Genomic DNA, 25,380 nt, shown 5'->3' with positions numbered 1-25,380 from the left:
CTCCTCCTCAGCCAGACTCACGAAGCGGCCGCCTCGTCTGATCGCATCGACTGCTTCGGTCGTTCCTTCGTCGGGTCGACGAAGGGCTTGGGCACCACGGTCGCCGATACGATCCCCGCGGGGGTCGCGACCTGCACGTCGGTGCCGATCTCGCTGAGCGACACCGGCACCATCGCCAGGCCGATGTTGCGTTCGAGCCGCGGCGAGAAGCACGCTGACGTCACCTCGCCGACGGGCATCTCACCGTCGAGCACGGTGAACGCCTCGATCATCGAACCGTCGTTGAACGTGCCGAGCCGGTCGCCGCCGATCTCGAGACCGACCATCCGGCGCGAGACGCCCTCCTGCTTGACGCGGCGCAGCGCCTCCTTGCCGATGAAGTCGGGCTCCTGGTCGACGTCGACCATCCAGTCGTAGCCCATGCCGACTTCGAACGGGTTCGTGTCGAGGGTGATGTCGCACCCGTACGACAGGATGCCCGCTTCGATGCGCCGGATGTGGCACGGCCCGACCACCTTGAGGTCGAACGGGCGGCCTGCCTCCCAGATCTTGTTCCACAGCTGCTGGCCGTCGCGGCTGGCGTTGCGCACGTAGATCTCGAAACCGAGTTCCGCGGTGTAGCCGGTGCGCGAGACGACGACGTGCATGCCGTCGATCTCGTACTCGCGCAGCCAGTAGTACCCGACGTCGAGCACGCCTGCGCCGAACACTTCGCTCATCAGCGCTCCGGCGAGCGGGCCCTGCACCTGCACGGGGCCGACATCGGCCTCGCGGATCGTGACATCGAGGCCGGAGTTCATCGCGAGGCCGCGGGCCCACAGCAGCACGTCGCTGTCGGCGAGCGAGAGCCAGAAGTGGTTCTCGCCGAGCCGCAGCAGCACGGGGTCGTTGATGATTCCGCCGTCTTCGGCCGTGAGGAACACTTACTTGCACTGGCCGACGGCGCATTTCGACAGGTCGCGCGGCACGAGCATGTTCGTGAATTCGAACGCGTCGGGGCCGGTGATCTCGATCTGGCGTTCGACGCCGACGTCCCAGAGCGTGACGCCGTTCACGAGCGCCCAGTACTCTTCAACCGGATCGCCGTAGTGGCGCGGGTGATACGTGTGGTTGTAGACGCTGTACATCGCCACACCGTGCTGTCGGGAGGCGTGGAAGAAAGGTGACTTCCGCAGCCTCGGGTAGAGCAGAATCCGTGGATCAGGGTTCACAGACATGAGGACCTCCTCGTCCGACACATCCATCTCATTCCGGTTTATCACCGGGGGTTTTCCGGCGCAAGAGGCGGGTCGCGCCGCTTGCGAGCGGGAGTCCGGATCCGTCAGGATCGCATGCGCGAACCGTCCGGATCGAACGCCCCGGCGCGGCCGTGTGAGACGACCTCGACGGGGTGGCGACGACCGAGATAGTCGACGCACAGCTGAGCGCCCACGACGGCGCGCTCCGGCGGCAGGTACGCCAGCATGACGTATCTGCCGAGCGAGGGCGCAGGGCCCGCACTCGTGACATAGCTGCGAGGACCGCGCGCATCCGTGATGGGCGCGCCGTCCGGTTCGTCCCCGCGTTCGGCGAGGTGCTCGGCTTCGATGATCAGCGACCACCGGCGCTGGTCCCGTTCCTGGGGGCGATCGCCGATGCGGCTCGCGTCGGCGCCGTCGATCTCGCTCCGACCGGGGAGTGAACCCATCGCCACCATCTCCCTCGACAGTGATCAGTGTGCCTGATCCGGTGACTCTACCCCCACGTATCGTCCGGATGGAAGAGCCGGATCAGGCGTGGTGGAGGTGCGGTTCGGACCCCCAGGGAAATTCGAGGTCGCCGTTTCCGGCCAGGAGCGCCCGGTAGGTCAGCTCTGCGGCGTTCTCGAGGTTCAGCGCGCGCCGCAGAGCCATGTCGCAGTCGTCACCGACCGTGGTCGAGCCGTGATTGCCCATGATGACGCAGTTGTGCTCGGCGAGCTGCTCAGCTGCCGTGTCGGCGAGTTCGTCCGAGCCGTTCGGGTGGTACGGCGTGCGGCCGATGGAACCGACGTAGTAGGCGTGGTCGAGCGTGACCAGACGAACGGGATGCCCCAGCGCGTCGAGCAGAATCGCGTGCGCCGGGTGCACATGCACGACCGAACCGATATCCGGCCTGGCCAGGTACGCACGCTGATGGAGCTTCCACTCGCTCGACGGCTTGTCCGCCCCCTCGACGACGTCGCCGGCGAGATCCATGATGCTGAACGATGTGCGGTCCAGGCGGTTCAGCCAGGTGCCGGACGCCGTCACCATGAAGTGGTCATCGTCCAGGCGGATCGACAGGTTCCCTGCGCTCGCCAGGGCGAGGCCCGAGTCGACGATCTCGGAGCCGGCGCGGATGAGCTGCTGCGCGATCTCTGTCGTGGAAAGAGGATTCGTCATCGGAAGCTTCCCCGGTGTCTGGCCGGGGTGCTGTCTCCCGGCACGTGGTCTGATCCATGGCGCCGGCGATGAGTCGACATCATGTTGTTAGACAACAGTACAACAGCTCGTAACATCCGAGGTGTCAGGCGTGCCGGATGATCGAGAAGGTGTAGCGGTCGTCGATGAAATACGTGCGAGAGTATGCGACCACGCGGTCGTCCTGGTCGTAGTGCACCTGATCGAGCAGGAGGGCGAGGCCGCTGCGACCGGGAGCGGTGTCCCACGTGACGTGTTCCGATACGACGGGATGGATCTCGGCGACGGCGCGGGTCGGGACGATTCCGCGGGCGTCGCGCAGGTAGGCGAACACCGACCCGTCGAGCACGTCGGGCGACTCCCCCTCGGGGAAGACGCCGATGGGGAGAAGGTCGTACGAGTAGGCGACGATCTCGTCGTCTGCGAGGATGACGCGTCGTGTCTCGAGCGCCGTGTCGTTCGTCGTCAGGTCGAGCTTCGCGGCCTCATCGGGCAGAAGGGGGCGAATCGTACGGCTGCGGTACCGCATGCTCGGTTCGCGCCCTGTGCGCCGGATCGACTCGGTGATCGACTCGAGCTTCTCGAGGCCGGCTGTGACGACCGGCGGCTCCGAGACGAACGTTCCGACGCCGTGCCTGGTGCGGACCAGTCCTTCGGTCTTCAACTCGCTGAGGGCGGCGCGCACCGTCGGGCGCGACACCTCGAAGGTCTCGCTCAGTTCCGATTCCGTGGGCAGGCGCTCCCCCACGGCGTAGGCGCCGTCGCCGATGCGCGCACGGATGCCCGCGGCCACCGCGTCGACACGCGAAGCCTTTCGTGCCATTGCGAACCCTTCCATCGCTCGATCTGCAGATGCGACCCCAGCCGCGACGATGCGGTCGGTTGACGTGAGACATTATGTCAGAGATACACGTTGTTAGAAGTTCTTGACTAAGTTGTCTGATCACTAGTAGCGTCTCGCTTTACATGACGAACGCGTGCGACGAGAGGAACCGGACAAGATGATTCAAGCGATCGAATGGATTGAGGACGACGCCCCCGCCGTCAGGATCATCGACCAGACGGTTCTGCCTGCCGTCGAGTCATATCTCGACCTGCGCACCGTCGACGAGCTCGTCGACGCCATCGCGCGGCTCGCCGTACGCGGCGCACCGGCTCTCGGAGCAGCCGGCGGCTACGGAGTCGCACTCGCCGAGCGGCAGGCTGCGCGCGAAGGATGGGGGCAGGCTCGGCTCGCGGCCGAGATCGAGCGCGTCGCGCTGGCACGCCCCACGGCCGTGAACCTCGAATGGGGTGCCAGCCGCGTCGACGCCGTCCGTCGAGAAGGGGAAGGACGGGCGCTCGAAGAAGCCCACCGCATCGTTCGCGAAGATGAGGCGGCCAACCGCGAACTGTCGCGGCTGGGTGCCGATTGGCTGCTCGCTCGCACCGAGAAGAAGGCGCTTCGGGCGCTGACGCATTGCAACACCGGGGCGCTCGCCACGGCCGCGTGGGGAACCGCGTACGGTGTGCTCAAGGAGCTTCACGATCGCGGCGCACTCGAGATGGTCTACGTCGACGAGACCCGCCCGCTCCTGCAGGGCACTCGTCTGACGAGCTGGGAGCTCGCCCAGGACGGCATCGCGCACATGGTGCAGGTCGATGGCGCGGCCAGCAGCACCATCCTGCGCGGCCTGGTCGACTTCGTCGTGATCGGCGCCGACAGGATCGCGGCGAACGGCGACACCGCCAACAAGATCGGCTCGGTCGCCGCGGCACTGGCGGCGCAGCGCGCTGGCATCCCGTTCCTCGTGGCAGCCCCGATGTCGACCGTCGATGTCGGACTGGCATCCGGCAACCTGATCGAGATCGAAGAGCGCGCAGAGAGCGAAGTGCTCGCGGTCAGCGGCACGAGCATGTCGGCGCCTGGCGTGCACGGCTTCAACCCCGCCTTCGACGTCACCCCCCACGACCTCATCGACGGAATCGTCACCGAACGCGGCGTCATCGAACCCCACCGCACCCAACCGGCGTTCACCTGAGCTCGAACCGCCGGTTCGTCCCACCATGAAAGGAATCGCAATGAAGCGCATGACATCCCCCTCTCCGCGGCGGCTCGCCGCAGCCGGTGCCGCCGGACTCGCCTCGGTGCTCGTCCTGTCGGCGTGCAGCCAGGGTGAGCCCGCGGCACAGGAGTCGTCCGACACCGGCACCGCGAGCGAGGTCACCGAAGAGATGCCCGCGGAGCTGGTCGGCGCGACGATCGCCATCGTCCAGCAGTCCGGCCAGGGCGACTACTTCCAGCAGTATCTCAACGGCACGCGTCAGCAGGCTGAAGCGCTCGACTTCGAGCTGTCCGTCTTCGATGCCCAGGGCGACAACGCCACGCAGGCGACGCAGCTCGAGCAGGCCGTCTCGTCCGGGGTCGACGCCATCATCGTCCGCCACGGCTTCCCCGACACGCTGTGCCCCGGTGTCAACGACGCCATCGACGAGGGCATCACGGTGGTCGCCTACGATGTGAACGTGTCGGAGTGCGCCGAAGGCGTCGTCCAGACACAGCAGTCGGACGAGATCATGGCGCAGCTCGTGCTCGACCGCATGCACCAGGACATCGGCGACGACGTGCCCGTCGGCTACGTGAACGTCGAGGGCATCGCTCCGCTGGATCGCCGCGACGCGGTGTGGCGCGAGTACGTCTCGGACAACGGCTGGGAGCAGCTGTTCAAGACCGGTTCGTTCACGAGCTCGTCGGCGAGCGACAGCGCACCGATGGTCGCCGCTGCCGCGCAGGCGAACCCGTCGATCACCGCCGTCTACGCCCCTTACGACGAGTTCACCAAGGGAACCCTGACCGGTCTCGACCAGGTCAGCGGCAGCGAGGACGTGCTCGTCTACGGTGCGGACATCTCCAATGCCGACCTCGAGCTGATTCGCGCAGACGGCAGTCGTTGGGTGGCCACCGGCGCAACCGACCCCAACGCGATCGGCGCCGCGGTGGTGCGCACCCTCGCACTGTCGATGGCGGGCGAGCTCGACGAGGAGCTGGTGGAGTTCCCGCCGGTGCTGGTCACGCAGGAGATGCTGCGCGAAGACGACATCCGGAACATGGACGACCTGCGTGCCGCAGTTCCCGAGCTGAACCTGTCGCAGGTGTCGACCGCGGGATGGCTCCCGGTCATCAGCTTCTGACACTCTCTCGTGGGGCGGCGGGACCGTCCGTCGCCCCACGCACCCGACGTCGACCCCGCTCAGCGAGGAGCAGCGAGACATGAGCACACAGCGCACCCCGACACCCCCCGTCCTCGAACTGCGCGACATCCGCAAGTCCTTCGGCACCAACGCCGTCCTCAAGGGCGTCGACCTCGCCTTGCGCCCCGGGCGCATCACGGCGCTCCTCGGCGCCAACGGAGCAGGCAAGTCGACGCTCATCAAGGCGCTGTCCGGCGTGCATGAGCCGACGAGCGGCGAGGTGCTCTTGGACGGCGACGTCGTGCAGCTGGAGAGTCCGATCGCGGCGTCGCGGCTCGGCGTGCGCACGGTGCACCAGCGCATCGACGATGTCATCGTGCCGGGTCTCAGCGTCGCCGAGAACCTCGTGTTCGAACAGATCGCACTGGGCGAGGCCCCTTCCGTCGCCCGCCTCGGCGCGCTCCTGCCGCATGCTCGCCGGGTCGCGGCCGCGCTCTCACTCGACTGGAGCGACGCGTTCCTGCGCAAAGACGTCTTCGAGCTGGGAATCGCCGACTGCCAGATGCTCCTGCTCGCCCGGGCTCTGGTGACCAAGCCCAAGGTGCTGATCCTCGACGAGCCCACCTCGACGCTGTCGCAGTCCGAGGCGGAGCAGCTGTTCGAGATGATCCTCAAGCTCCGTGACGACGGGGTCGCGATTCTTCATGTCTCGCACCGCCTCGCCGAGATCGACCATCTCGCTGACGACATCGTCGTGCTGCGGGACGGCCGGATCACCGCGACGCAGGAGCGCCCGTTCGACTTCGCCGCGGCCGTCACTTCCATGCTCGGCGAAGGCGCCGCACACGACATCGAGCGTCTCGAGCACCTCACCGGCGACCGGGTCGCTCTCCAGATCACCGGGCATCGGATCTTCCCCGAGTCGCCTGCGCTGTCACTCGAGCTGCGTGGCGGGGAGGTGACAGGGGTGATCGGTCTGGTCGGCGCAGGAAAGACCGAGTTCGCCGAGCACGTGTTCGGCGAGTCGAGAGGGCCGGACGCCGGAGCGATGACCCTGCATGGAACGCCGTATGCGCCACGCCACCCCAAGGATGCCATCGCGCGCGGAGTCTTCCTCGTTCCGGAGGACCGCGCGGCCCAGGGAATGCTCCCGAAGTGGTCGATCGCACGCACGTTCAGCCTTCCGTTCCTCTCTCGCTTCGCGCACGGCCCGCTTCTGCGGCCGGTGGCCGAGACGACGCGCGCCGCCCAGGCGATCGCGGACTACGGCGTCGTGGCAACCGGCCCTGGCCAGAGCGTGGATGCGCTCTCCGGAGGCAACCAGCAGAAGGTGATGGTCGCCCGCTGGATGCAGACACCGCCCGACGTGCTCCTGCTCGACGAGCCCTTCCGCGGGGTCGACATCGGTGCCCGTCGCGAGATCGCGCGCCGCGCGCGCGAACAGGCCTCGGCGGGCAGCTGCGTGGTGATGCTCTGCAGCGACGTCGATGAGCTCAGGGAGATCGCCGACCGAGTTCTCGTCCTCGTCGAGGGGCGCATCACCCTCGACGCCCGCATCGACACTGTGACCGACGCCGAGATCGTCCAGAGCATGACGGAGGTGGCCTGACATGGCCGACACGACAACCGTTCGCGCGCAGCGCGATTCCCGCACGGGCGACATCGTCCGCGACGCCGTGGTGAAGTACGGATTCATCGCCGTCACCGTCATCGCGTTCGTCTTCTTCGCCTTCACTCAGCCGGCGTTCGCGACGTCCGAGTCGCTGTTCTCCATGCTGAAGTTCGCTTCGGTGACGGCCATCCTCGGTCTCGGCGTGATGTTCAGCATGATCGTCGGCGGGCTCGATCTGTCCATCGGGTCCGTGGCCGGGCTGGCCGTCCAGCTCGTCGCGGTCACGATGGTGTTCTACAACCTGACGGGCGTCACAGCCGTCGGCGTCGCACTCGTCGCGGGTCTGCTGGTGGGGGTTCTCAACGCGTTCCTCATCGTCGTCTGCAAGATCCCCGACCTGCTGGCCACTCTGGGAGTCATGTTCGTCATCCAGGGCGTGAAGCTCATCCCCGTCGCCGGGCAGTCGGTGTCGTCGGGGATGATCCTCCCCAATGGCGATACTGCGCCGGGAAAGTTCGATCCGGCGTTCCTCCTGATCGATCGCGGCACCGTCGGGCCGGTCCCGATCCCCGTGGTGATCATGCTCGTGCTCGTCGTCGCATCGTGGTTCGTGCTGACCCGCACCTCCTGGGGACGCGTGCTGTACGCGGTCGGGGCCAACCCGGAAGCGGCACGGCTGTCTGGCATCAGGGTCGGGCTCTATCGCAGCGGTGCGTACGTCGTCTCGGCGCTGTTCGCGTCGGTCGCCGGCATCATCCTCGTCTCCCGCATCGGGCAGGGCGATGTGAACGCCGGTTCGTCGAGCCTGCTGGAGGCGGTGGCCGTCGCCCTCGTCGGCACCTCGGTGCTCGGCATGGCCAAGCCCAACGCGTGGGGCACGCTGCTCGGCGCCGTCCTCGTCGCGATCGTGTTGACGGGTATGACCATGGCGGGGTTCCAGTACTACTTTCAGGACACCGCGAAAGGGCTGGTGCTGATCGTGGCTCTGCTGTTCTCGTTCACCCTGTCGCGCCGCAAGTCGCGATACTCACCTGCCACATAGTCACGATCGCCGTCAGCCAGAACCCCTACGAAGGAACGGGTCCATGTCCACCGAATACGAATTCCTCACCGATGCGAACATCGGTGCGTACATCACCGCACATCCCGAGCTGCAGTCGCGCATCGACGGGAGCGACCTCGCCGAGGTGCGCGAGATCGGCGACGGCAACCTCAACGTGGTCTTCCACGTGACCGATCACGCGGGACGGTCGCTCATCCTGAAGCAGTCGTTGCCGTATGTGCGGATGACCGGCGAGGGGTGGCCGATGACGCCCGACCGGGCTCGTCGCGAAGCAGAGTCGCTCGCAGCTCACGGCGACATCCTGCCCGATCTGGTCGTCGAGGTCGTCAGGTACGACACCGATCGCTACATCCTCGCGCTCGAAGATCTGTCGGACCACAAGGTGTGGCGTGGGGCGCTCAACGACGGGGAGAGCCACGACGGCGTCGCCGTGCGGCTCGGTCGTTACGTCGCGGGAGTCGCCATCGGCACGTCGGTGCTCGGCCTCGAACGAGGGGACGTGGCCGCTGCCGCGGCGCGCTCGCAGAACGCCGAACTGTGCATGATCACCGAGGATCTCGTCTTCACCGAACCGGTTTTCGACATCGGCCGCAATTCGGTGCTGCCGGACAACGAGCCGGACGCCCGTGCCCTCGCGGCGGACGAGGCCTTCGCGGCCGCGATGAGCGAGGCGAAGTGGCGCTTCATGACGCACGCAGAGGCGCTCATCCACGGTGACCTTCACACGGGGTCGGTGATGGTGCGCGGCACCGGTGCGCGCGGAGACGAAGTCGACTCGGTGAAGGTCTTCGACTCGGAGTTCGCCTTCTACGGCCCTGTGGGGTTCGACCTCGGCGCGTTGTTCGCCAACTACGCATTCGCCGCGGCACGCGCCCGTGCGCTCGGCGACGACGCGCGAGCTGCGTGGGCGCTCGACCTCGTCGACCAGACGTGGGGCGGGTTCGAGGGCGCCTACCTGGAGCAGGCCGCGACCTGGCACGAGACGGAGCTGTTCGACGACGCATTCGCACGGCGCCGTGTGAACGAGATGCTCCGCGAGGCGGCGCTGTTCGCGTCGGCGAAGATGGCCCGCCGCATCGTCGGGGCCGCGAAGGTCGCCGACATCGAGACCCTCGAACCGTCGGTGCGCGCTCCGGCGGCGCGTACGGTGCTCCTGGCTGCCCGTGCCCTCGCCGCAGAGTGGGACGGGGTCGGCGCGGTGAGCGACATCCGTCGCGTCCTCGACGCGCACCTCCTCGGCGACGGAGAGTGAGCGCGGCAGCTCGTCGCCTGAGTCTTCGCCTGCGGCCTACAGCCCCTCGCGGATCCAGCCTGCGGCCTCGACGGCCCAGTAGGTGAGGATCGTGTCAGCCCCCGCGCGGCGGAACGCCGTGAGCGAATCCATGATCGTCGCCCGCCGGTCCAGCCAGCCGTTGGCCGCAGCCGCCTCGACCATCGAGTACTCGCCGGAGACCTGGTAGGCCCACACCGGCACGTCGACGCTCGCGCGCACCTCGGCGAGCACGTCGAGGTAGGGCAGGCCGGGCTTGACCATGACGGCGTCCGCGCCTTCTTCGACGTCGAGGATCGCCTCGCGCACGCCCTCGCGCGCGTTGGCCGGGTCCATCTGGTACGTCTTGCGGTCGCCGGTCAGCTGCGAGTCGACCGCCTCGCGGAACGGCCCGTAGAAGGCGCCGGCGTACTTGGCCGAGTAGGCCATGATCATCGTGTCGGTGAAACCCGCCTCGTCCAGCGACTCACGCACGACACGGGTCTGGCCGTCCATCATGCCGCTGAGTCCGAGCAGCTGCGAGCCCGCTCTTGCCTGCGCGAGCGCCGTCGATGCGTAGCGCTCCAGCGTCTGGTCGTTGTCGACGGCACCGGATGGCGTGAGCACGCCGCAGTGGCCGTGGTCGGTGAACTCATCGAGGCACAGATCGGTCTGCACCACGAGCTCGTCGCCCACCTCCGCGGCGACCGCCCTGGTCGCCGCGTTGAGAATGCCGTCCGGATCGTCCGCCGCAGAGCCTGTCGCGTCGCGCACGGCGGGAACGCCGAACAGCATCACGCCGCTCACGCCCGCTTCCGCCGCCTCGTTCACGGCACGGCGCAGCGAATCCATCGTGTGCTGCTGCGCGCCCGGCATGGACGAGATCGGGCTCGGCTCGTCGATGCCCTCGCGCACGAACATGGGCAGCACGAGCTGCGACGGCACGAGGTGCGTCTCCCGCATCATCCGGCGCACGGCTGGCGACTGGCGCCCACGACGCGGGCGATGAGTGGGGAAGCTCACCGCGCTCCCCCTGCCTTCCCGAGGGGCGAGACCGGCACCGACTGAGTGTCCTGCACCGTGACCTCCTCGGTCGGCGGAACCGCGAGGGCTTCCGCGGACGGCACTGGCAGCTCGATGCCGCTGAGCGTCTCGATCAGAGAATCGATCGTCTGCGTCGGGGCGACGACTCGGATCGGAAGACTCACGCGCTCGGCATCGCGCGCTGTGCGCGGACCGATCGCCGCGAGCAGCGTGGTGTCGGCGATGTCGGGGAACTGCTCGCGCACCTGCTCGGCGACGGATCCGCTGGTGACGAGGATGGCGTTGATGCGCCCGCTCGTGACATCCCTGACGACCTTGTCGATCGCGGGGACGCCGACAGTGCGGTAGGCGATGACGCTGCGCACGTCGTGCCCCGCCTTCTTCAGCGACGTCGAGAGCACCGGCTTGGCGATCTCGCTGCGCAGCGAGAGAATCCTGCGCGGCGACGGCTCGACGTCGTTCAGCTGACGCGCCATGCCTGCGGCGGAGTTGTCACGATCGGGAACGAGATCGACCGGGTAGCCGACGGCCTTGAGCGCCGCCGCTGTCGTCTCGCCGACCGCAGCCACCTTCGTCGAGGGCGGGATGGTCGCCTGGTACGAGTACAGCACGTCGACCGTCGTCGCGCTCGTGACGGTGAGCCAGTCGAACTGGCCTGCGGCGAGATCGCGGAGCGACTGTTCGAGCGTGTCTGTGTCGTCTGTGGAGGCGAAGTTGATCAGCGGCGCAACCACGGGCACTGCGCCTTTGCTGCGCAGCGTCGCTGCGACGCTGTCGCCCCACGGGCCGCCTCTGGGGACCAGCACACGCCAGCCGGTGAGCGGTTTCGAGGGCTTGGAGGGATTCTTGTTGCTCATGTGATTCAGGAAGGGTTGTCGGCTACCAGGCCGGCCGCCCCTTCAACGAGCAGCCGACGTGCGACATCGCTTCCGATGTCGCGTGCGCGCTCGGACGCGCCGGCGGTAGCTGCGTCGCTGCCTGAGACCCGACTATACCCTTCACCTGAAAAAACGCCAGGCGAGAGCGTCCAGGCTTCATCGAGGGTGACGTCGCCGTCGGCGTGCGGCGCGTACACGTCGGCGCGCACGCGCACCTCGTCTCCCGCGACGAACGCGTGGATGCCGACCGGTGCGTGGCAGCCCGCCTCGATCCCGCCGAGCGCGTGACGCTCGACGGCCTGACCGAACGCGGTGACCGGGTCGGTGAGCGGCTCGACCGCGTCACGGAGCGCCTCTTCCGCATCGTCACGGATCTCCACTGCGAGCACGCCCTGACCTGCGGCCGTCGGCCACGCGACGAGGTCCCGCGCCGCGACGTGCAGATCGATCTCCGCGCCGAGCCGACCGAGCCCCGCCGCGGCGAGCACGATCGCGTCGAGCTCGCCGTCGCGCACGCGCGCCATGCGCGATTCGACGTTGCCGCGCAGGTCGCGGACCTCGACGCCGGTGTTGGCCCTGCGCACCTGCGCCATCCTTCGCGGCGATCCGGTGCCGACGGTGCTGCCATGGGGCAGTTCCTCGAGAGGGGTGCCGTCACGCGTGATGATCACGTCGCGGGGGTCGACGCGCTTCGGTGTCGCGGCTATGACCAGACCAGGCGGCTGTGCCGTCGGGAGATCCTTCAGCGAGTGCACGAGCAGATCGCAGCGATCGGCGAGCAGCGCCTCTCGCAGGCGAGTCGCGAACACTCCCGTGCCGCCCATGCTCGCCAGCGACGCGCGATTCGTGTCGCCCTCGCTGGTGATCGGCACGAGTTCGACAGGCCTCCCCGACGTGCGCTCCAGCTCCCTCGCCACGATGCCCGACTGCGCCATCGCGAGGTTGCTGCGGCGAGTGCCGAGTCGGATGGCGTCTGTCACTGCAGGGTCTCCGGGATCTCTGCGATCGGAATCCGCCGCCCCGTGTAGAACGGCGTCTCCTCCCTCACATGCCGGCGGGCGTCGGTGTAGCGCAGGTCGCGCATCATGTCGACCAGGTCGGTGAGCTCGTCGGCCTCCATCGGCAGCATCCACTCGTAGTCGCCGAGCGCGAAGGCCGCCATCGTGTTGGCCGTGACGCCCTTGAAGGCCGCACCCTTGCGCCCGTGGTCCGCGAGCATCGCGCGACGCTCGTCGTCCGGCAGCAGGTACCACTCGTGGCTGCGCACGAACGGATAGACGGTCAGCCACCCCTTCGGCGCGATGCCGCGCAGATAGCCTGGCACGTGGGACTTGTTGAACTCAGCGTCGCGGTGCACCGACATCGCGTTCCAGGTCGGCAGCAGCGGGCGCAGCAGCTCGGTTCGGCGCAGGCGGCGCACGGCGCGCTGCAGGTCTTCGGCGACGGGGCCGTGCAGCCAGACCATCAGGTCGGCGTCGGCGCGCAGACCAGACACGTCGTAGAAGCCGCGCACTGTGACGCCCCGCTCTGCGAGGAACGTGACGATGTTCTCCAGCTCGGTCTCGTCGGTCTCCCGAACGGGCTGATCGGGGTTGCGACGCCACACGACGAACAGGCTGAAGTTGTCGCTGCTCGTCGCAGGGGATTCAGGAGAAGTCTCGGCCATGGGTTCATTGTCCCACCGACGCCCGCTCAGGCGAAAAGATCCGGATGGGCCGCAGCGGCCCATCCGGATCTCGTCGTCATCACCCGCGCTCAGGCACGTCGATCATCTCTTGGCGATGAGCTTCGCCACGCCCCACACCGCCGTGCCGATGCCCACAGCGACGCCTGCGGCGACGATCGCTGCGGCGACGGGCTCACGGCGGGCGAACCTGCGCGCCTCGTCGGCTCTGCGACCCGTGGCCTCGGCCGCGCGGGCCGGGAAGTTCGCCTTGCTCTCGATTGCGGCGAGCGCGGCCTTCAGCTCGACGCGCGCCCGCTCGACGGGGTCGGTGATGCCGCTCGGAACGACCGTCTTCGACTCAGAACTCATCCGCGAACTCCTTCACGATGCCGGCGTCGGTCTTCGCCGCCTGACCGGGGCTCTCCAGTTTCTGGATCTTCCTGATGTGCCCGATCCACGCCCACAGGCCGCAGATCGCAATGAAGACCACCCCGATGCCGAGCACGATGAGCGCTGCGGCCCACAGCGGCAGCCAGAGGTCCAGCAGGATGATCAGGAACGTGAGGAACGCCGGGATCGTCCAGAAGAGGAAGAACAGCGCGGCGATGGCCAGGATGGCCGTCCAGCTGCCGTGCTTGATCAGCTTGCCGAGGTAGACCTTCAGTGAGTTCCACTCGGCGACCAGCAGGTTCTTGACCAGGCCGGGCACGTCACCGATGAGGGTGAAGAGCCCGTCATCGTTGCGATCGCGGACCGGCGAACCCTTCTTCTTCTCGCGGGCCATCAGTCCGTCGCGGCTTTCTTGATATCGCTGGCGGACTCCTTGGTCTTCTCAATCGTGGCGTCGAGCTTCTCACCCGGCGTCGATCCTTGATTCGCCGCGGTCTTGGCAACCTTCGCGACGGCATCCCACGCAACGCGCGGAAGCTTCATGGCGCTGGACGCCGCGAAGTCCTTGGCCTTGCCCACCTGCTCCTGAACAGGGTCGAGGTTCCACACCTTCTGTGCGCCGGTCTTGATCTGTTCGTAGCGCTGACGCCCAGCACGTGTGCCCAGCACGTACCCCACGCCGAGGCCGATCACGAGTCCCACTTTCCCCCGCATGGGGTCTCCTCACGTCGTCCGGTCGAGTCTCGTCCCACGATAGCCGCACAGCACTGGCGCCGCATTCCTTCGACGGAATATCTCTTGTGCCGAATGGCGCACACCCGTGGGAATGCGCATCGAGGATGCGCCCTACGAGTCGTCTCCCCGCCACAGCACGGCGTGACGGAGGCGATCTGCCTCTGCCACGGCATCCGGAACGACCTGCGCCAGCCCCGTGCCCGCGACCCACGCGCCGGCGACGCCGAGGCCGTCCACCGCTATGACGCTGCTGCGAGCAGCCTCGACGGCCGAACGGCGCCCGATCGTGGCGGCAGGCTGCGACTGCGCAAAGCGCTCGATCCGGATGTCGACGAGCTGCTCCCGCGCGAGCTCCGCTCCGAGCATGGCCGAAGCCTGCTCCAGTGCGAGCTGCGCCGCCTCGTCCTCGGAGAGCTCGTCTGTGGCGGGCGCCTCGCCCTGCGCGCCGAACGACACTCGCACCACGTGACGGCTCCCCCCGAGCGCGTCGCCGACCCACGCCCATTTCGCGGTGACGTGGGTGAGCGCCTTGGCACGGAACGAACCGGGCACCGTGAGCACTCCCGTGCCGCGCGGGGCCGCATCGAGCTGAGGCGCGTCGAGCACGAGCGTCGCGACCGCGACAGAGGGGCCGTCGTGCGACGGTGCTGGCGCGAGGCCCTCGACGTGCGGAGCGAGCAGCCGCCGCGCCGTGCCCTCGTCGGTCGCGACGAAGACGGCGTCGTACGCCGGATCATCCGTTTCGTCGTCTCTGTCGTCGGCGCCTTCCGGTGCGTCGAGATCGACCGCATCCGGATCGAGCGGGGCAGCGTCCGGGTGTTCGCGTGCGACTGCGTTCGTCACCACCCGCCATGCGCCATCGTGTTCGAGCCGTTCGACCTGAGTCGCGGTGCGGAAGGTGACGCTGTGGGTGGCGAGGTCGTCGACGAGCGCGTCGATGAGGCGCCCCATGCCGCCAGTGATTCCCTGCACCGCCGAGCCGGGAGCCTTGGCGACCTCGCGCCGCTCGCGCTGAAGCCGGTCGACAGCGCTGAACAGCCTGCCCATCTTCGTGATGGCAGCGCCGAGACCGGGAGCGGCGACTTCCGGATCGATGTCGTCGGGGTCCGCGGAGTACACCCCACTGGTAACGGGGGCGACCAGTCGGTCGGCGATCGCGCCGCCGAGGCGCGATCGCACCAGTTTTCCGAGGCTGGCGGCATGGCCGATCGTGAGGACGGGCTTGAACGTGTCAACGAGGTATGCGCGCCACGCGCCGCCCCAGCCGATGATGCGCCGCACGTCTGCGGTGAAGGGCGTGGCGGGGATGCCCAGAATGCCGCCCTTCGGGAGCGGCGCCGTCCTGCCGCCGGGGAGCCCAGCCAGCCACGCGCCGCCGGCGCCCGTACCGGGTTCGACGACGTCGCCGCCCAAGCCGAGCTCGTCGATGAGCGCACGCACGTGCCCGCCGCGGGTGGCGAAGCTCTCGGCGCCGAGGTCGAGGCGGACTCCTGCGACCTCAGCGGTGCGCACGGCGCCGCCTGGGGTGTCCGCTGCCTCGTACACGTCGACCGCGAAGCCGACGCCGGCGAGCTCCCTGGCAGCGACGAGACCGGCCGCGCCGGCACCGATCACGGCGACGCGGATGCCGGCCGCGCGCCGACGCAGCTCTGCGAGGTCGGTTTCGCCGGCGGGTGCCGTGCGCTCCGCCATCACTGCGCCTCGTGCACCAGTTCGACGATGCGGGTCAGCACATCCGGATCCGTCTCCGGCGGAACGCCGTGGCCCAGGTTCACGATGTGCGCCCGTGCGGCTTCGCCGCGGTTCAGCACGTCGCGCACGTGCGCCTCGAGCATCGGCCAGGGTGCCTGCAGCATCGCCGGGTCGATGTTGCCCTGCAGCGTCACAGCGTCTCCGACGATGCCTGCCGCCTCGTCGAGCGGCATCCGCCAGTCGGCGCCGACCGCGTCGGCGACGCCGCCGAGGCGCATGTCGTCGAGGAACGGCCCCGTGCCGACGCCGAAGTGGATCACGGGTACGTCGTGCCCTGCGAGCGCCGCTGTCGAGTGCGGGGCGATGAACTCGCGGTACGCCGCAGGCGAGAGCGACCCGGCCCAGGAGTCGAACAGCTGCACGACGGATGCGCCCGCCTCGATCTGAGCGCCGAGGAAGGCGTGCGAGACCTGCGCGAGCCATCCGGCCAGCCGGTTCCATGAAGCGGGGTCGCCTGCCATCATGGCGCGGGCGCGCATGTGCTCCTTCGACGGGCCGCCCTCGACGAGGTAGGCCGCGAGCGTGAACGGTGCGCCGGCGAAGCCGATCAGCGGCACGTCGCCGAGCTCGTGGGTGACGTGCCGGATGGCCTCCTTGATGGGCCCTGCCGACTGGGCGACGACATCCGGATCGATCGACGTGAGTCGGTCGACGTCGGCTGCCGTGCGCACGGGGGAGGCGAAGACGGGGCCGCGGCCCGGCTCGATCTCGACCTCGACGCCTGCGAGGCGCAGCGGCACCACGATGTCGCTGAAGAAGATGCCTGCATCGACGCCGTGGCGGCGCACGGGTTGCAGCGTGATCTCGGCGGCGAGGTCCGGAGTGAGGCACGCGTCGAGCATGCGGGTGCCGACGCGCAGCTCCCGGTACTCGGGCAGCGATCTTCCCGCCTGCCGCATGAACCACACCGGAGTGCGCTCGGGTCGGTCGCCGTTGAGTGCCCGCAGCAGCGGCGCGTCAGGAGAAGCCATGCCGTCATTGTTCCAGCCCGTGCCTCGAGAGTGCTGTGTTTCTCGGACCGCCCTCGCTTCTCTGGAATCATTCAGAACTGCAGTTCGATGGGCTGTAGAATCTCTTCTGTGCTGCTGTGCCTGACTGCGAGTCACAAGACCGCCCCCTTCGATCTGCTCGAGAGGCTGTCTGCACCGGGCGACCCCATCTCCCCCCGCATCACCGACGCCGACGGCGTCAACGGCGCGATCGTGCTCGCCACCTGCAACCGCTTCGAGGCGTACCTCGACGTCGCAGACGGCGACATGAGCGGCGGCATCGACGCGGCACTCGACGCCATCGAGCAGGGCACCGGCGTGAGCGCGGATGCCCTCGCGGATTCCTACGAGGTGCTCTCGGCAGGCCGCGTCGCCGAGCACCTGTTCTCCGTCGCCTCCGGCCTCGAATCGGTCGTCATCGGCGAGGGTGAGATCGCCGGCCAGGTGCGCCGGGCCCGAGATGAGGCGCATGAGGCCGGCGCGACGTCACCGGAGCTGGAGCGGCTGTTCCGGCGCGCCACCGAGACCCAGAAGGGCGTCAAGAACGCCACAGCGATCGGGCGCGCCGGGCGCTCACTCGTGCGGCTCGCTCTCGAGCTCGCCGACAGCCGCGTGAGCGACTGGACCGCTCAGCGCACCCTGCTCGTCGGCACCGGCGCCTATGCCGCAGCAACGGTTGCCGCACTGCGCGATCAGGGCGTCACCGACATCACTGTGCACTCTCCCACCGGCCGCGGCGAACGCTTCGCGCTGAAGTACGACATCGACTGGGTCGACGACTCGGGGCTCGCCGCTGCCGCCGCCGATGCCGACCTCGTCGTCACCTGCACCTCGCGCGAGCAGCCGGTGATCACTGCCGACCTGCTGCGTCGCGGCGGCCGCACGTCTGGTGGTTTCGTGATCGACCTCGGCCTGCCCCGCAACGTCGATCCGGATGTCGCAGAGATCGATTCGCTGACACTGCTCGACCTCGAGACGATCCGACTGCACGCCCCGCTCGAGGAGCTGCAGGCGCACGACGACGCCCGCCGCATGGTGCGCGACGCCGCCACGAAGTTCGGCGTCGTCGGGCGCGAGCAGAGCGCGTCGCCGGCGATCGTGGCGCTGCGAAAGCACGTCTTCTCGCTGATGGAATCGGAGATCGCACGCGGGAAGGGCCGCGGCGACACCGAACGCACCGAGCAGGCCCTGCGCCACATGGTCGGCGTGCTGCTGCACGAGCCGACCTCGCGCGCCAGGGACTTGGCGGCATCCGGGAGGGCCGACGAGGTCTTCGACGCACTTGAGACACTGTTCGGCATCGACGCCCGCCCGGCCGCTGAGGCCGACCGCCCGGCGGAGGTCGACGGCCCCGCGCAGTGCCCGTTCGGGCACACGGCTTCGGCCTGAGGCGGACCAGCTGGTCACCGACAATCCCTCGCCCTGCTGGTGGTGATGCTGCTCGAACAGCAGGCCCGTTAGCCACGGGTACACCTCGACGCCTGTCTCGCGCCAGGCCTACGTAGGTCGTAGTCGTCACTCTCCGTCGCGAAGGCACTGCGACCGGCTGGCGTGCTCGACCAGCAGGTCGCTGCCATTCGGCGGTGAGCTTAGCGGTAGGGGCTCGCACTCCGGTCGACTGCCACGTTGGGCCAACCGATTCGCGCTAGCATCAACTCCACTGCGGCGACGTCCGCCGCGTCCGCACCAGGTCCAACCCGGACGTGCGTCAGCGCAGACCGTGGGATGGCAACGGGAACGTACGGGAGGAGTCGCCCCCCTCGAGCGCGAACGTCGACCGTGTCGGGATCGGCGTCGATGATGGTTAGACGCCACTCGCTCTCCTCCGCAAACGAGCCATGCTTGTAACGCGGGAGGTTGCGCAAGAGATATCCCGCATCGGCCTCAGTGAGTCGTCCGTGGTTGCCGAGCGCTCTCAACTCGAGCTCATGACGAAGGAACTGCTTCGCCTCCTGCCCGTACCTCACCAAGAACGGCTCCAGGGAAGGCTCACCCGGTTTCATGCCTACGGACACAAGTGCGTCCATTTTGAAGCCGAGCGCATACCCGGTGCCGCCAGCGTACCCACGCCACTGGCTGAGCTGGTCTCCCTCCGTGCTGAAACTGACAGCGTAGACGTCCACTGATGAGCGCTCGAGAGGAATGTTGCTGGGCCAGATATCGTCACGCCTCGATGAAGAATCCTTCGCAAGGTCTTCTAGCGCCTCCTCGAGCGATTCAAGGCCAAACGCGATCTCGCTCGCATCGTTGAGGTATCCGAGCGAAGAAGCCCACAGTTGCCGGTTCCGGAGGACGCCGAGCAATCCGCTTGCATCTGTGTAGTGCCACCACGTCTCGACTGTCATGCGGCAAGGTTATAGAAGGTGGCCTCCGCTGCAGTCCTCCGGAGCACGGCTCGCCCAAAATCACAGTCCCGGCAAGATGGAGCTATGCCTGCGCTGCACATCACCGATGATCCTGCCGCCGACGACCTGCTCACCCTGCTGATCGGCATGCTGCTCGATCAGCAGGTGCGCTAGCCATGGGCAGGGATGGTTCCACGGCACTCGACGTCATGCGCGAGTATGAGCGCCGCACGAACAGTCATGATCTCGGGCAACTCGCTCCGCTCATCGCGGAGGATGCGACCTACTGGTTCTCGAATGGCTCCTACACTGGACGCGCCGCGGTCTTGGCCGCCATCGGCGAGACCTTCGAGACGATTCAGGACGAGACCTACTCGATCGCTGATATCGAGGTCGTCGGCGAAGATTCAGGTCTGGTGGTCCTCCGCTACGCGTTCCACTGGTCGGGTCGCGTGGACGGATCACCGCGATCGGAGGGCGCGGAACGAACGTGGTCGTGCGCAGGGATGGCCGAGGGCTCATGCTTCACGAACATCTCAGCACGTAATCACGCGCTAGACGTCGGAACCGGACTCGGCTGCTTCCAGCACGGCCGAGAGTTGATCGACCAGTTCGGCGAGATCGTGCGTCGCCACGTCGTGAAGGAGCCTCACGTCGACACTCCAGTATCCATGCACGATCCGATTCCGCAGGCACGTGGGTTGGGCCCAGCCGACGTCCGGATGACGCTCCTTCACGTCTCCCGGCATCTGCGCCGCGGCTTCGCCGAGAACCGTGAAGTTCCACAGCACCGACTCCGTGCGGAGGTCATCATCACGGAGTGATTCGGCATCGAGATCTCCGACAACTTGGCGGATCCGCTCTACGGCGTCGATCATCTCCCGAAGGAGAAGAAGCTCACGCCGCATAGAACAGCCGAGCGTCGTGAAGGATCTGCGGACGGATGTGCTCGTTCACGGCGTCGCGTGCGACGAGATCCACGGGACGTCCGAACAGCTCCGTCAGTTCGTCCTCGAGTTCGAAGAAGGCGAACCCCAATCGAGTTCCGGGTTTGAGTTCGTACAGCAGGTCGAGATCGCTGTCACCGTGCTGGTCCCCTCGACCAACCGAACCGAACACCTCCAATCGCGCGACGCCGTAGCGCTCGCCGATCTCGCGGAGCCGATCCGCGTCGAAGGTGATCCCGCCCATGCGAACATGGTACGTGGTCATGCATGCGCCTGGCTTGATCCGACCGAATCGCGAGAAGATAGCCTCATGGCCCTTCACATCACCGGAGACACCGCCGCCGACGCTCTCCTCACCGACAACCCCCTCGCGCTGCTGGTGGGGATGCTGCTCGACCAGCAGGTCGCGATGGAGACCGCGTTCGCGGGGCCCCGCAAGCTGCACGAGCGGATCGGTTCCGTCGACGCGGAGACGATCGCGGGCTACGACCCCGAGGCCTTGGTCGAGGCGTTCCGGCAGACGCCGGCGGTGCACCGCTTCCCCGGCTCGATGGCGGGGCGCGTGCAGACCCTCTGTCAGAGGATCGTGGACGAATGGGGCGGCGATGCCGCTGCGCTGTGGACCTCGGGCGATCCGGACGGCCGCGAGGTGCTGAAGCGACTGAAGGCGCTGCCAGGCTTCGGCGAGCAGAAGGCGAAGATCTTCCTCGCGCTGCTCGGCAAGCAGTACGGGTATGCAGGCTCCGGATGGCACGAGGCGTCCGCCCCGTACGGCGAGGACGGCGCGTTCCGCTCGGTCGCGGACATCGTCAGCCCTGAGTCGCTGGCGAAGGTGCGCGAGACCAAGAAGGCGATGAAGGCCGCAGCGAAGGCGCAGAAGTGAAGCGCACCGGCTCAGATGTCACAGGGCTGATCGCACGCGCCACCCCCGCGGCGAGGCGGCGGGACGCGGAGGCGCTCATCGCACTCCTGCGCGACATCACCGGTCGCGAGCCCGAGGAGTGGGGCACGATCATCGGATTCGGATCGTGCCGCTACCGCTATCCGACCGGCAACGAGGGCGAGTCGCCCCTGCTGTGCTTCGCGCCGCGCAAGACGGCGACCACGATCTACCTGCTCGACGGCGTCGACGCACACGCCGAGGCGCTGGCACGACTCGGCGCGCACACGACCGGCGTGGGCTGTCTCTATCTGAAGGATCTGACGCAGGTCGATCTCGACGTGCTCCGAGGCATCCTCGAGCGCTCACTCGCGTGGACCGAAGCCGGCGGCTCCGAGTACGCGACGATCACCGTCGCCGACTGATCATCGCTCCACGCGCGAAGCGACCCGGCCCGCACTCCGCCGCTTCGCCCGTCCGACCATCCGGATGATCGAGTCGATCACGACGACGAGCACGATTCCTGCGGCGTACATCACGATGTCCCACCACGAGAACACCGTGCCGAAGACGAGCGTGAACAGCCGAGACGTCGCACCCCACTGCTCCGGGAGGCCCGTGAGCTGGAAGAACTCGATCGCCGTGCACCACGCCAACGCGGCCGCCCCGGATGCCCACACGGGCCAGCGCGGCACGACGAACGCCACGAGCAGGTAGATCAGAACGGCATAGAGCGCATCGCCCGACGCGTCGCTGACGAAACCGTCGGGCGCGAGGGCGTGGACCGCGAGACCGGCCGCGAGCACGCAGAAGGCGGCGAAGGCGAGTAGGAAGCGACGCATGCGGCGAGGCTACGCGACGCATGCGGGCGACGCGCTCAGGAAGATCGGTGCCGACTGAGGCGACCCGTGACAGCGCCGACGGCCCCGGCACCGTGGGATCATCACCATTCTGCGGCGCTCGGATCGAGGAGGCGCCGTTCGGCGACACCGACGATAGATACCTGGCTGCACGACTGGATGATCGCACCTGCACGTGACGCACACGACCTACCGGCCCGTGCGCTGATGGTGATTCATCCCCGACGAGAGACGGCTCCTGCCTCGTCGTTCGCAGGAGTGGCGCTCGCCTATGCGCCGCGCAGGCGCTCAGCCAGGTAGCCGTAGAGCCCGTCGAGCGAGACCCGCTCCTGGCTCATCGTGTCGCGATCGCGCACCGTGACGGCATCGTCGTCGAGCGAGTCGAAGTCGACCGTGACGCACAGCGGCGTGCCGATCTCGTCCTGGCGGCGGTAGCGACGTCCGATGGCGCCGGCGTCGTCGAAGTCGACGTTCCACGATGCGCGCAGGTCTTCTGCCACCTTGCGCGCCAGAGGCGAGAGCCTCTCGTTGCGACTCAGCGGCAGCACGGCGACCTTGTTGGGCGCGAGGCGCGGGTCGAGCTTGAGCACCGTGCGGGTGTCGGTGCCGCCCTTCGCGTTCGGCACTTCCTCCTCCGCGTACGCGTCGACGAGGAACGCCATCATCGAACGGGTGAGCCCGAAGGACGGTTCGATCACGTACGGCACGTACTTCTCGCCTGACGCCTGATCGAAGAACGACAGGTTGGCGCCGGACTGCTCGATGTGGTTCTTCAGGTCGAAGTCTGTGCGGTTGGCGACGCCCATCAGCTCGCCCCAGCCCTTGCCTGGGAAGCCGAAGTCGTACTCGAAGTCGATGGTGCGGTCCGAGTAGTGCGCGCGTTCGCCGTCCGGAACGTCGAAGCGGCGCATGTTGTCAGGCGTCACGCCGAGGTCGACGAACCAGTTCCAGCACGCTTCGACCCAGTGATCGAACCATTCGGCAGCCTCATCCGGTGCGACGAAGAATTCGATCTCCATCTGCTCGAACTCGCGGGTGCGGAAGATGAAGTTGCCAGGCGTGATCTCGTTGCGGAACGCCTTGCCGACCTGACCGATGCCGAACGGAGGCTTCTTGCGCGCGGCGGTGACCACGTTGGCGAAGTTGGTGAAGATGCCCTGCGCTGTCTCGGGGCGCAGGTAGTACAGACCCGATTCGTCGTCGACGACGCCGAGGTAGCTCTTGATCAGGCCGGAGAACGAACGGGGCTCGGTCCATCTACCGCGGGTGCCGCAGTCGGGGCAGACGATGTCGGCCATCCCGTTCTCCGGCTGACGGCCCTTCTTCTGCTCGAACGCCTCGATCAGATGGTCCTCGCGGTGTCGCTTGTGGCACTGCAGGCACTCGACCAGCGGGTCGGTGAACGTGGCGACGTGGCCGGATGCCTCCCAGACCTTGCTGGGCAGGATGATCGACGAGTCGAGGCCCACCATGTCACCGCGGCCGCGCACGAAGGTCTGCCACCACTGGCGCCGGATGTTCTCCTTCAGCTCCGTGCCGAGAGGACCGTAGTCCCAGGCCGACCGGGAACCGCCGTAGATCTCACCCGCTTGGAACACGAACCCGCGGTGGCGGGCGAGGGCGATGACCTTATCGAGGCGGGACTGTTCGGCCACGGTGGCTCCTATGGTCGCTGGGGTGCGGATCGCGCGCGGAATCCTCACACGCGCACGGTTCCTCATCCTACTTGCGCGGGCTGGGCGTGCTCTCCGCCCGAGAACCGGTGCGCAACAACGACGAAAGATCGACACCGGAAGCGCACGTGCCCGCCTCCCGCTTCCCGGATGCCGGCGCCGGGTACCTCACGGCAGAGGTAATGTGAAACGAATGAGTGGCAATGACGACAGACACCGTCTCACTCACTCCGTACCCAAGTGGCTCATCGTCTTCGCACTCGCCTTCACCGGCATGGCTTCTGCCTACATGTTCACGCTGGTGGTTCCGATCCAGTCCGAACTGCCTCGGCTGCTCGACGCGCCCCGTGAGGACACGGCGTGGGTTGTGACGATCACGCTGCTCGTCGCCGCATGCGCCACCCCCATCTCTGGTCGACTCGGTGACATGTACGGCAAACGGACTGTCGTGCTCGCCCTGATCGGGGCGCTCATCCTCGGGTCGGTCGTCGCCGCACTGTCACCGAACATCGCCTGGATCATCGTCGGCCGCGGCCTGCAGGGTCTCACGACCGGTGTCGTGCCGCTCGGCATCGCGATCATGCGCGACGTGCTCCCGCCCGGGCGCCTCGGCACCGCCGTCGCGCTGATGAGCGCGACGATGGGCGTCGGCGGCTCGCTCGGCATGCCGGTCAGCGCCTTCATCGTCGAGCACTTCGACTGGCACGCCCTGTTCTGGGTCTCATCCGGGCTCGGCGTCGTCGCGTTCCTGCTCGTGTTCCTCATCGTGCCCCAGAGCACGTTGCGCTCGCTCGGCCGCTTCGACGCGATCGGCATGATCGGGCTCACCGTCGGCCTCTCCGGCATCCTGCTCGCCGTCTCGCGCGGCGCCGAGTGGGGCTGGCTGTCGCCAGCCACGCTGCTGAGCGGCCTCGGCGGCATCGCGGTGCTGCTCGTGTGGGGCAGGTACCAGCTGCGCACGCGCGAGCCCCTCATCGATCTGCGCGTCGCCGCACGCCCCGCCGTGCTGTTCACGAACCTCGCGTCGATCTGCATGGGATTCGCCCTGTTCGGCAGCAACGTGCTGCTGCCGCAGATGCTCGAGCTCCCCGTCGAAAGCGGGGCGGGATTCGGCCTCGGCGTGTTCGAGACCGCACTGCTCGTGATGCCGGCGGGGCTCATCATGATGATCATCTCGCCGCTGTCCGGATGGCTCGAACGCACCGTCGGCCCGCGCATCATGCTGTCGGCGGGGACGGCGGCCGTCACCGTGTCATACATCGTGCTGCTGATCTGGTCGAGCTCGATCTGGCATCTGTTCATCGCCAACCTCATCGTCGGCGTCGGCATCGGTTTGAGCTTCGCCGCGATGCCGATGATGATCATGCGCTCGGTGCCCGCGGAGGAGACGGGCGTCTCGAACGGCATCAATGCACTCGCCCGCTCGCTCGGCACATCGAGCGCATCGACTGTGATGGCCGCCGTGCTCGCCGCGATGGCCGTCGATCTCGACGGCAGGTCCGTCCCCACGCCCGAGGCGTTCGTCACCTGCTTCTGGATCGGCGCGATCGTCGGCGTCGGGGCCGTGATCCTGTCACTGCTGATCCCCCGCGCGCCCTCGCAGGAGGCTCACCCCTCCATGCCAGGCCACACCTGACTCCGCCTCACGCTACAAGTCTTCATTTCTGGCACATCTCCGGGTGGGCACACCACCGGAGATGTGCCAG

The 25,380-nt window shown here is 67.8% G+C and carries 28 protein-coding genes and 2 pseudogenes; 11 read left to right on the top strand and 19 right to left on the bottom strand.

What is annotated here, in order from left to right:
- Positions 1 to 17: 17 nt before the first annotated feature.
- The 5 genes from CIK77_RS18255 to CIK77_RS16890 all read right to left on the bottom strand — a co-directional run bounded on the left by CIK77_RS18255 (position 18) and on the right by CIK77_RS16890 (position 3,243).
- Positions 18 to 923, bottom strand: coding sequence for a glycine cleavage T C-terminal barrel domain-containing protein (locus CIK77_RS18255; RefSeq protein ID WP_332841620.1), 906 nt, complete (start codon positions 921 to 923; stop codon positions 18 to 20).
- Positions 924 to 1,217, bottom strand: a complete 294-nt coding sequence (locus CIK77_RS18250; RefSeq protein ID WP_332841619.1) for a hypothetical protein — start codon at positions 1,215 to 1,217, stop codon at positions 924 to 926.
- A gap of 104 nt (positions 1,218 to 1,321) precedes the next feature.
- Complete coding sequence (locus CIK77_RS16900; protein ID WP_249268602.1) at positions 1,322 to 1,687, bottom strand: glycine cleavage T C-terminal barrel domain-containing protein; 366 nt, start codon at positions 1,685 to 1,687, stop codon at positions 1,322 to 1,324.
- Positions 1,688 to 1,769: 82 nt separating this feature from the next.
- The gene (locus CIK77_RS16895; protein ID WP_087055132.1) at positions 1,770 to 2,402 is read right to left on the bottom strand and encodes a class II aldolase/adducin family protein; all 633 of its coding nucleotides are present in this window, start codon (positions 2,400 to 2,402) and stop codon (positions 1,770 to 1,772) included.
- 124 nt (positions 2,403 to 2,526) lie between these two features.
- Entirely contained in the window at positions 2,527 to 3,243 is a 717-nt protein-coding gene (locus CIK77_RS16890) for a GntR family transcriptional regulator (RefSeq protein ID WP_170934144.1), read from the bottom strand.
- A gap of 178 nt (positions 3,244 to 3,421) precedes the next feature.
- Here CIK77_RS16890 and mtnA point away from each other — a divergent pair, with 178 nt between their 5' ends.
- From mtnA to mtnK, 5 genes are all read left to right on the top strand, one after another.
- Complete coding sequence (gene mtnA / locus CIK77_RS16885) at positions 3,422 to 4,441, top strand: S-methyl-5-thioribose-1-phosphate isomerase (protein ID WP_087055134.1); 1,020 nt, start codon at positions 3,422 to 3,424, stop codon at positions 4,439 to 4,441.
- A 40-nt stretch (positions 4,442 to 4,481) separates the two neighbouring features.
- Entirely contained in the window at positions 4,482 to 5,591 is a 1,110-nt protein-coding gene (locus CIK77_RS16880) for a substrate-binding domain-containing protein (RefSeq protein ID WP_087055135.1), read from the top strand.
- A 79-nt stretch (positions 5,592 to 5,670) separates the two neighbouring features.
- A complete protein-coding gene (locus CIK77_RS16875) occupies positions 5,671 to 7,200 on the top strand; it encodes a sugar ABC transporter ATP-binding protein (RefSeq protein ID WP_087055136.1) in 1,530 nt (509 codons plus the stop codon).
- Between the two features lies 1 nt (position 7,201).
- Entirely contained in the window at positions 7,202 to 8,245 is a 1,044-nt protein-coding gene (locus CIK77_RS16870; RefSeq protein ID WP_087055137.1) for an ABC transporter permease, read from the top strand.
- Positions 8,246 to 8,288: 43 nt separating this feature from the next.
- Positions 8,289 to 9,518, top strand: coding sequence for an S-methyl-5-thioribose kinase (gene mtnK, locus CIK77_RS16865; RefSeq protein WP_087055138.1), 1,230 nt, complete (start codon positions 8,289 to 8,291; stop codon positions 9,516 to 9,518).
- A gap of 36 nt (positions 9,519 to 9,554) precedes the next feature.
- On the opposite strand, the gene hemB is transcribed toward mtnK, so the two are convergent.
- The 9 genes from hemB to hemE all read right to left on the bottom strand — a co-directional run bounded on the left by hemB (position 9,555) and on the right by hemE (position 16,951).
- Positions 9,555 to 10,538 (bottom strand): porphobilinogen synthase, encoded by a 984-nt coding sequence (gene hemB / locus CIK77_RS16860; protein ID WP_087055139.1) that lies wholly within the window; start codon positions 10,536 to 10,538, stop codon positions 9,555 to 9,557.
- The gene (locus CIK77_RS16855; protein WP_087055140.1) at positions 10,535 to 11,416 is read right to left on the bottom strand and encodes a uroporphyrinogen-III synthase; all 882 of its coding nucleotides are present in this window, start codon (positions 11,414 to 11,416) and stop codon (positions 10,535 to 10,537) included. The genes hemB and CIK77_RS16855 overlap by 4 nt, the downstream gene beginning before the upstream one ends.
- Before the next feature lie 5 nt (positions 11,417 to 11,421).
- Positions 11,422 to 12,417 (bottom strand): hydroxymethylbilane synthase, encoded by a 996-nt coding sequence (gene hemC / locus CIK77_RS16850; RefSeq protein WP_087055141.1) that lies wholly within the window; start codon positions 12,415 to 12,417, stop codon positions 11,422 to 11,424.
- Entirely contained in the window at positions 12,414 to 13,103 is a 690-nt protein-coding gene (gene hemQ / locus CIK77_RS16845; protein WP_087055142.1) for a hydrogen peroxide-dependent heme synthase, read from the bottom strand. The genes hemC and hemQ overlap by 4 nt, the downstream gene beginning before the upstream one ends.
- Before the next feature lie 102 nt (positions 13,104 to 13,205).
- Positions 13,206 to 13,472, bottom strand: coding sequence for a hypothetical protein (locus tag CIK77_RS16840; protein ID WP_087055143.1), 267 nt, complete (start codon positions 13,470 to 13,472; stop codon positions 13,206 to 13,208).
- Entirely contained in the window at positions 13,462 to 13,887 is a 426-nt protein-coding gene (locus CIK77_RS16835; RefSeq protein ID WP_087055144.1) for a phage holin family protein, read from the bottom strand. The genes CIK77_RS16840 and CIK77_RS16835 overlap by 11 nt, the downstream gene beginning before the upstream one ends.
- Positions 13,887 to 14,207 (bottom strand): hypothetical protein, encoded by a 321-nt coding sequence (locus tag CIK77_RS16830; RefSeq protein ID WP_114347293.1) that lies wholly within the window; start codon positions 14,205 to 14,207, stop codon positions 13,887 to 13,889. Before CIK77_RS16830 ends, CIK77_RS16835 begins: the two co-directional genes overlap by 1 nt.
- 132 nt (positions 14,208 to 14,339) lie before the next feature.
- A complete protein-coding gene (locus CIK77_RS16825) occupies positions 14,340 to 15,920 on the bottom strand; it encodes a protoporphyrinogen/coproporphyrinogen oxidase (RefSeq protein ID WP_087055146.1) in 1,581 nt (526 codons plus the stop codon).
- The gene (gene hemE / locus CIK77_RS16820) at positions 15,920 to 16,951 is read right to left on the bottom strand and encodes a uroporphyrinogen decarboxylase (RefSeq protein WP_087055147.1); all 1,032 of its coding nucleotides are present in this window, start codon (positions 16,949 to 16,951) and stop codon (positions 15,920 to 15,922) included. The genes CIK77_RS16825 and hemE overlap by 1 nt, the downstream gene beginning before the upstream one ends.
- Positions 16,952 to 17,059: 108 nt before the next feature.
- Between hemE and CIK77_RS16815 the strand changes: the two genes are divergently transcribed.
- On the top strand, positions 17,060 to 18,358 hold the full coding sequence (locus CIK77_RS16815; RefSeq protein ID WP_087055148.1) for a glutamyl-tRNA reductase: 1,299 nt from the start codon (positions 17,060 to 17,062) through the stop codon (positions 18,356 to 18,358).
- Between the two features lie 200 nt (positions 18,359 to 18,558).
- On the opposite strand, the gene CIK77_RS16810 is transcribed toward CIK77_RS16815, so the two are convergent.
- Positions 18,559 to 19,314: a DUF2971 domain-containing protein gene (locus tag CIK77_RS16810; RefSeq protein WP_087055149.1), complete on the bottom strand. Its 756-nt coding sequence runs from the start codon at positions 19,312 to 19,314 to the stop codon at positions 18,559 to 18,561.
- A gap of 84 nt (positions 19,315 to 19,398) precedes the next feature.
- On the opposite strand from CIK77_RS16810, the pseudogene CIK77_RS18390 reads away from it, so the two are divergent.
- A pseudogene (locus CIK77_RS18390) lies at positions 19,399 to 19,482 on the top strand (HhH-GPD-type base excision DNA repair protein); the annotation flags it as partial.
- Positions 19,483 to 19,490: 8 nt separating this feature from the next.
- Positions 19,491 to 19,796 (top strand): annotated as a pseudogene (locus tag CIK77_RS18385) (nuclear transport factor 2 family protein); the annotation flags it as partial.
- A 72-nt stretch (positions 19,797 to 19,868) separates the two neighbouring features.
- Here the strand turns inward: CIK77_RS18385 and CIK77_RS18380 are convergent.
- Together CIK77_RS18380 and CIK77_RS16790 are read right to left on the bottom strand one after the other, a co-directional pair.
- Positions 19,869 to 20,192: a HepT-like ribonuclease domain-containing protein gene (locus tag CIK77_RS18380; RefSeq protein ID WP_170934145.1), complete on the bottom strand. Its 324-nt coding sequence runs from the start codon at positions 20,190 to 20,192 to the stop codon at positions 19,869 to 19,871.
- A gap of 19 nt (positions 20,193 to 20,211) precedes the next feature.
- The gene (locus tag CIK77_RS16790; protein ID WP_087055249.1) at positions 20,212 to 20,505 is read right to left on the bottom strand and encodes a nucleotidyltransferase family protein; all 294 of its coding nucleotides are present in this window, start codon (positions 20,503 to 20,505) and stop codon (positions 20,212 to 20,214) included.
- A gap of 66 nt (positions 20,506 to 20,571) precedes the next feature.
- On the opposite strand from CIK77_RS16790, the gene CIK77_RS16785 reads away from it, so the two are divergent.
- Both CIK77_RS16785 and CIK77_RS16780 read left to right on the top strand, forming a co-directional pair.
- A complete protein-coding gene (locus CIK77_RS16785) occupies positions 20,572 to 21,144 on the top strand; it encodes an HhH-GPD-type base excision DNA repair protein (protein ID WP_087055151.1) in 573 nt (190 codons plus the stop codon).
- Positions 21,141 to 21,566: a DUF1801 domain-containing protein gene (locus CIK77_RS16780; RefSeq protein ID WP_087055152.1), complete on the top strand. Its 426-nt coding sequence runs from the start codon at positions 21,141 to 21,143 to the stop codon at positions 21,564 to 21,566. The genes CIK77_RS16785 and CIK77_RS16780 overlap by 4 nt, the downstream gene beginning before the upstream one ends.
- Here CIK77_RS16780 and CIK77_RS16775 read toward each other — a convergent pair whose 3' ends face one another.
- Entirely contained in the window at positions 21,567 to 21,983 is a 417-nt protein-coding gene (locus CIK77_RS16775; RefSeq protein ID WP_087055153.1) for a ribosomal maturation YjgA family protein, read from the bottom strand.
- 287 nt (positions 21,984 to 22,270) lie between these two features.
- On the bottom strand, positions 22,271 to 23,656 hold the full coding sequence (locus CIK77_RS16770) for a glycine--tRNA ligase (protein ID WP_087055154.1): 1,386 nt from the start codon (positions 23,654 to 23,656) through the stop codon (positions 22,271 to 22,273).
- A gap of 211 nt (positions 23,657 to 23,867) precedes the next feature.
- Here CIK77_RS16770 and CIK77_RS16765 point away from each other — a divergent pair, with 211 nt between their 5' ends.
- The gene (locus CIK77_RS16765; RefSeq protein WP_087055155.1) at positions 23,868 to 25,310 is read left to right on the top strand and encodes an MFS transporter; all 1,443 of its coding nucleotides are present in this window, start codon (positions 23,868 to 23,870) and stop codon (positions 25,308 to 25,310) included.
- Positions 25,311 to 25,380 lie beyond the last annotated feature (70 nt).

Source organism: Microbacterium sp. JB110, assembly GCF_003335195.1.
In the GTDB taxonomy this organism is placed as follows: Bacteria; Actinomycetota; Actinomycetes; order Actinomycetales; family Microbacteriaceae; genus Microbacterium.
Note: the sequence above shows the minus strand (reverse complement) of the source record. Positions and strands in the feature narration are given on the sequence as shown.

Coding starts and splice junctions, on each gene's coding strand:
- hemE (WP_087055147.1), bottom strand. CDS start 16,951: ATGGCTTCTCCTGACGCGCCGCTGCTGCGGGCACTCAACGGCGACCGA.
- CIK77_RS16895 (WP_087055132.1), bottom strand. CDS start 2,402: ATGACGAATCCTCTTTCCACGACAGAGATCGCGCAGCAGCTCATCCGC.
- CIK77_RS16880 (WP_087055135.1), top strand. CDS start 4,482: ATGAAGCGCATGACATCCCCCTCTCCGCGGCGGCTCGCCGCAGCCGGT.
- CIK77_RS16835 (WP_087055144.1), bottom strand. CDS start 13,887: ATGGCCCGCGAGAAGAAGAAGGGTTCGCCGGTCCGCGATCGCAACGAT.
- mtnK (WP_087055138.1), top strand. CDS start 8,289: ATGTCCACCGAATACGAATTCCTCACCGATGCGAACATCGGTGCGTAC.
- CIK77_RS16870 (WP_087055137.1), top strand. CDS start 7,202: ATGGCCGACACGACAACCGTTCGCGCGCAGCGCGATTCCCGCACGGGC.
- CIK77_RS16900 (WP_249268602.1), bottom strand. CDS start 1,687: ATGGGTTCACTCCCCGGTCGGAGCGAGATCGACGGCGCCGACGCGAGC.
- CIK77_RS16810 (WP_087055149.1), bottom strand. CDS start 19,314: ATGACAGTCGAGACGTGGTGGCACTACACAGATGCAAGCGGATTGCTC.
- CIK77_RS18250 (WP_332841619.1), bottom strand. CDS start 1,217: ATGTCTGTGAACCCTGATCCACGGATTCTGCTCTACCCGAGGCTGCGG.
- CIK77_RS16855 (WP_087055140.1), bottom strand. CDS start 11,416: ATGAGCAACAAGAATCCCTCCAAGCCCTCGAAACCGCTCACCGGCTGG.
- hemQ (WP_087055142.1), bottom strand. CDS start 13,103: ATGGCCGAGACTTCTCCTGAATCCCCTGCGACGAGCAGCGACAACTTC.
- CIK77_RS18380 (WP_170934145.1), bottom strand. CDS start 20,192: ATGATCGACGCCGTAGAGCGGATCCGCCAAGTTGTCGGAGATCTCGAT.
- CIK77_RS16840 (WP_087055143.1), bottom strand. CDS start 13,472: ATGAGTTCTGAGTCGAAGACGGTCGTTCCGAGCGGCATCACCGACCCC.
- CIK77_RS16785 (WP_087055151.1), top strand. CDS start 20,572: ATGGCCCTTCACATCACCGGAGACACCGCCGCCGACGCTCTCCTCACC.
- CIK77_RS16775 (WP_087055153.1), bottom strand. CDS start 21,983: ATGCGTCGCTTCCTACTCGCCTTCGCCGCCTTCTGCGTGCTCGCGGCC.
- CIK77_RS16830 (WP_114347293.1), bottom strand. CDS start 14,207: ATGCGGGGGAAAGTGGGACTCGTGATCGGCCTCGGCGTGGGGTACGTG.
- CIK77_RS16825 (WP_087055146.1), bottom strand. CDS start 15,920: ATGGCGGAGCGCACGGCACCCGCCGGCGAAACCGACCTCGCAGAGCTG.
- CIK77_RS16765 (WP_087055155.1), top strand. CDS start 23,868: ATGAGTGGCAATGACGACAGACACCGTCTCACTCACTCCGTACCCAAG.
- CIK77_RS16890 (WP_170934144.1), bottom strand. CDS start 3,243: ATGGCACGAAAGGCTTCGCGTGTCGACGCGGTGGCCGCGGGCATCCGT.
- CIK77_RS16875 (WP_087055136.1), top strand. CDS start 5,671: ATGAGCACACAGCGCACCCCGACACCCCCCGTCCTCGAACTGCGCGAC.
- CIK77_RS16790 (WP_087055249.1), bottom strand. CDS start 20,505: ATGGGCGGGATCACCTTCGACGCGGATCGGCTCCGCGAGATCGGCGAG.
- mtnA (WP_087055134.1), top strand. CDS start 3,422: ATGATTCAAGCGATCGAATGGATTGAGGACGACGCCCCCGCCGTCAGG.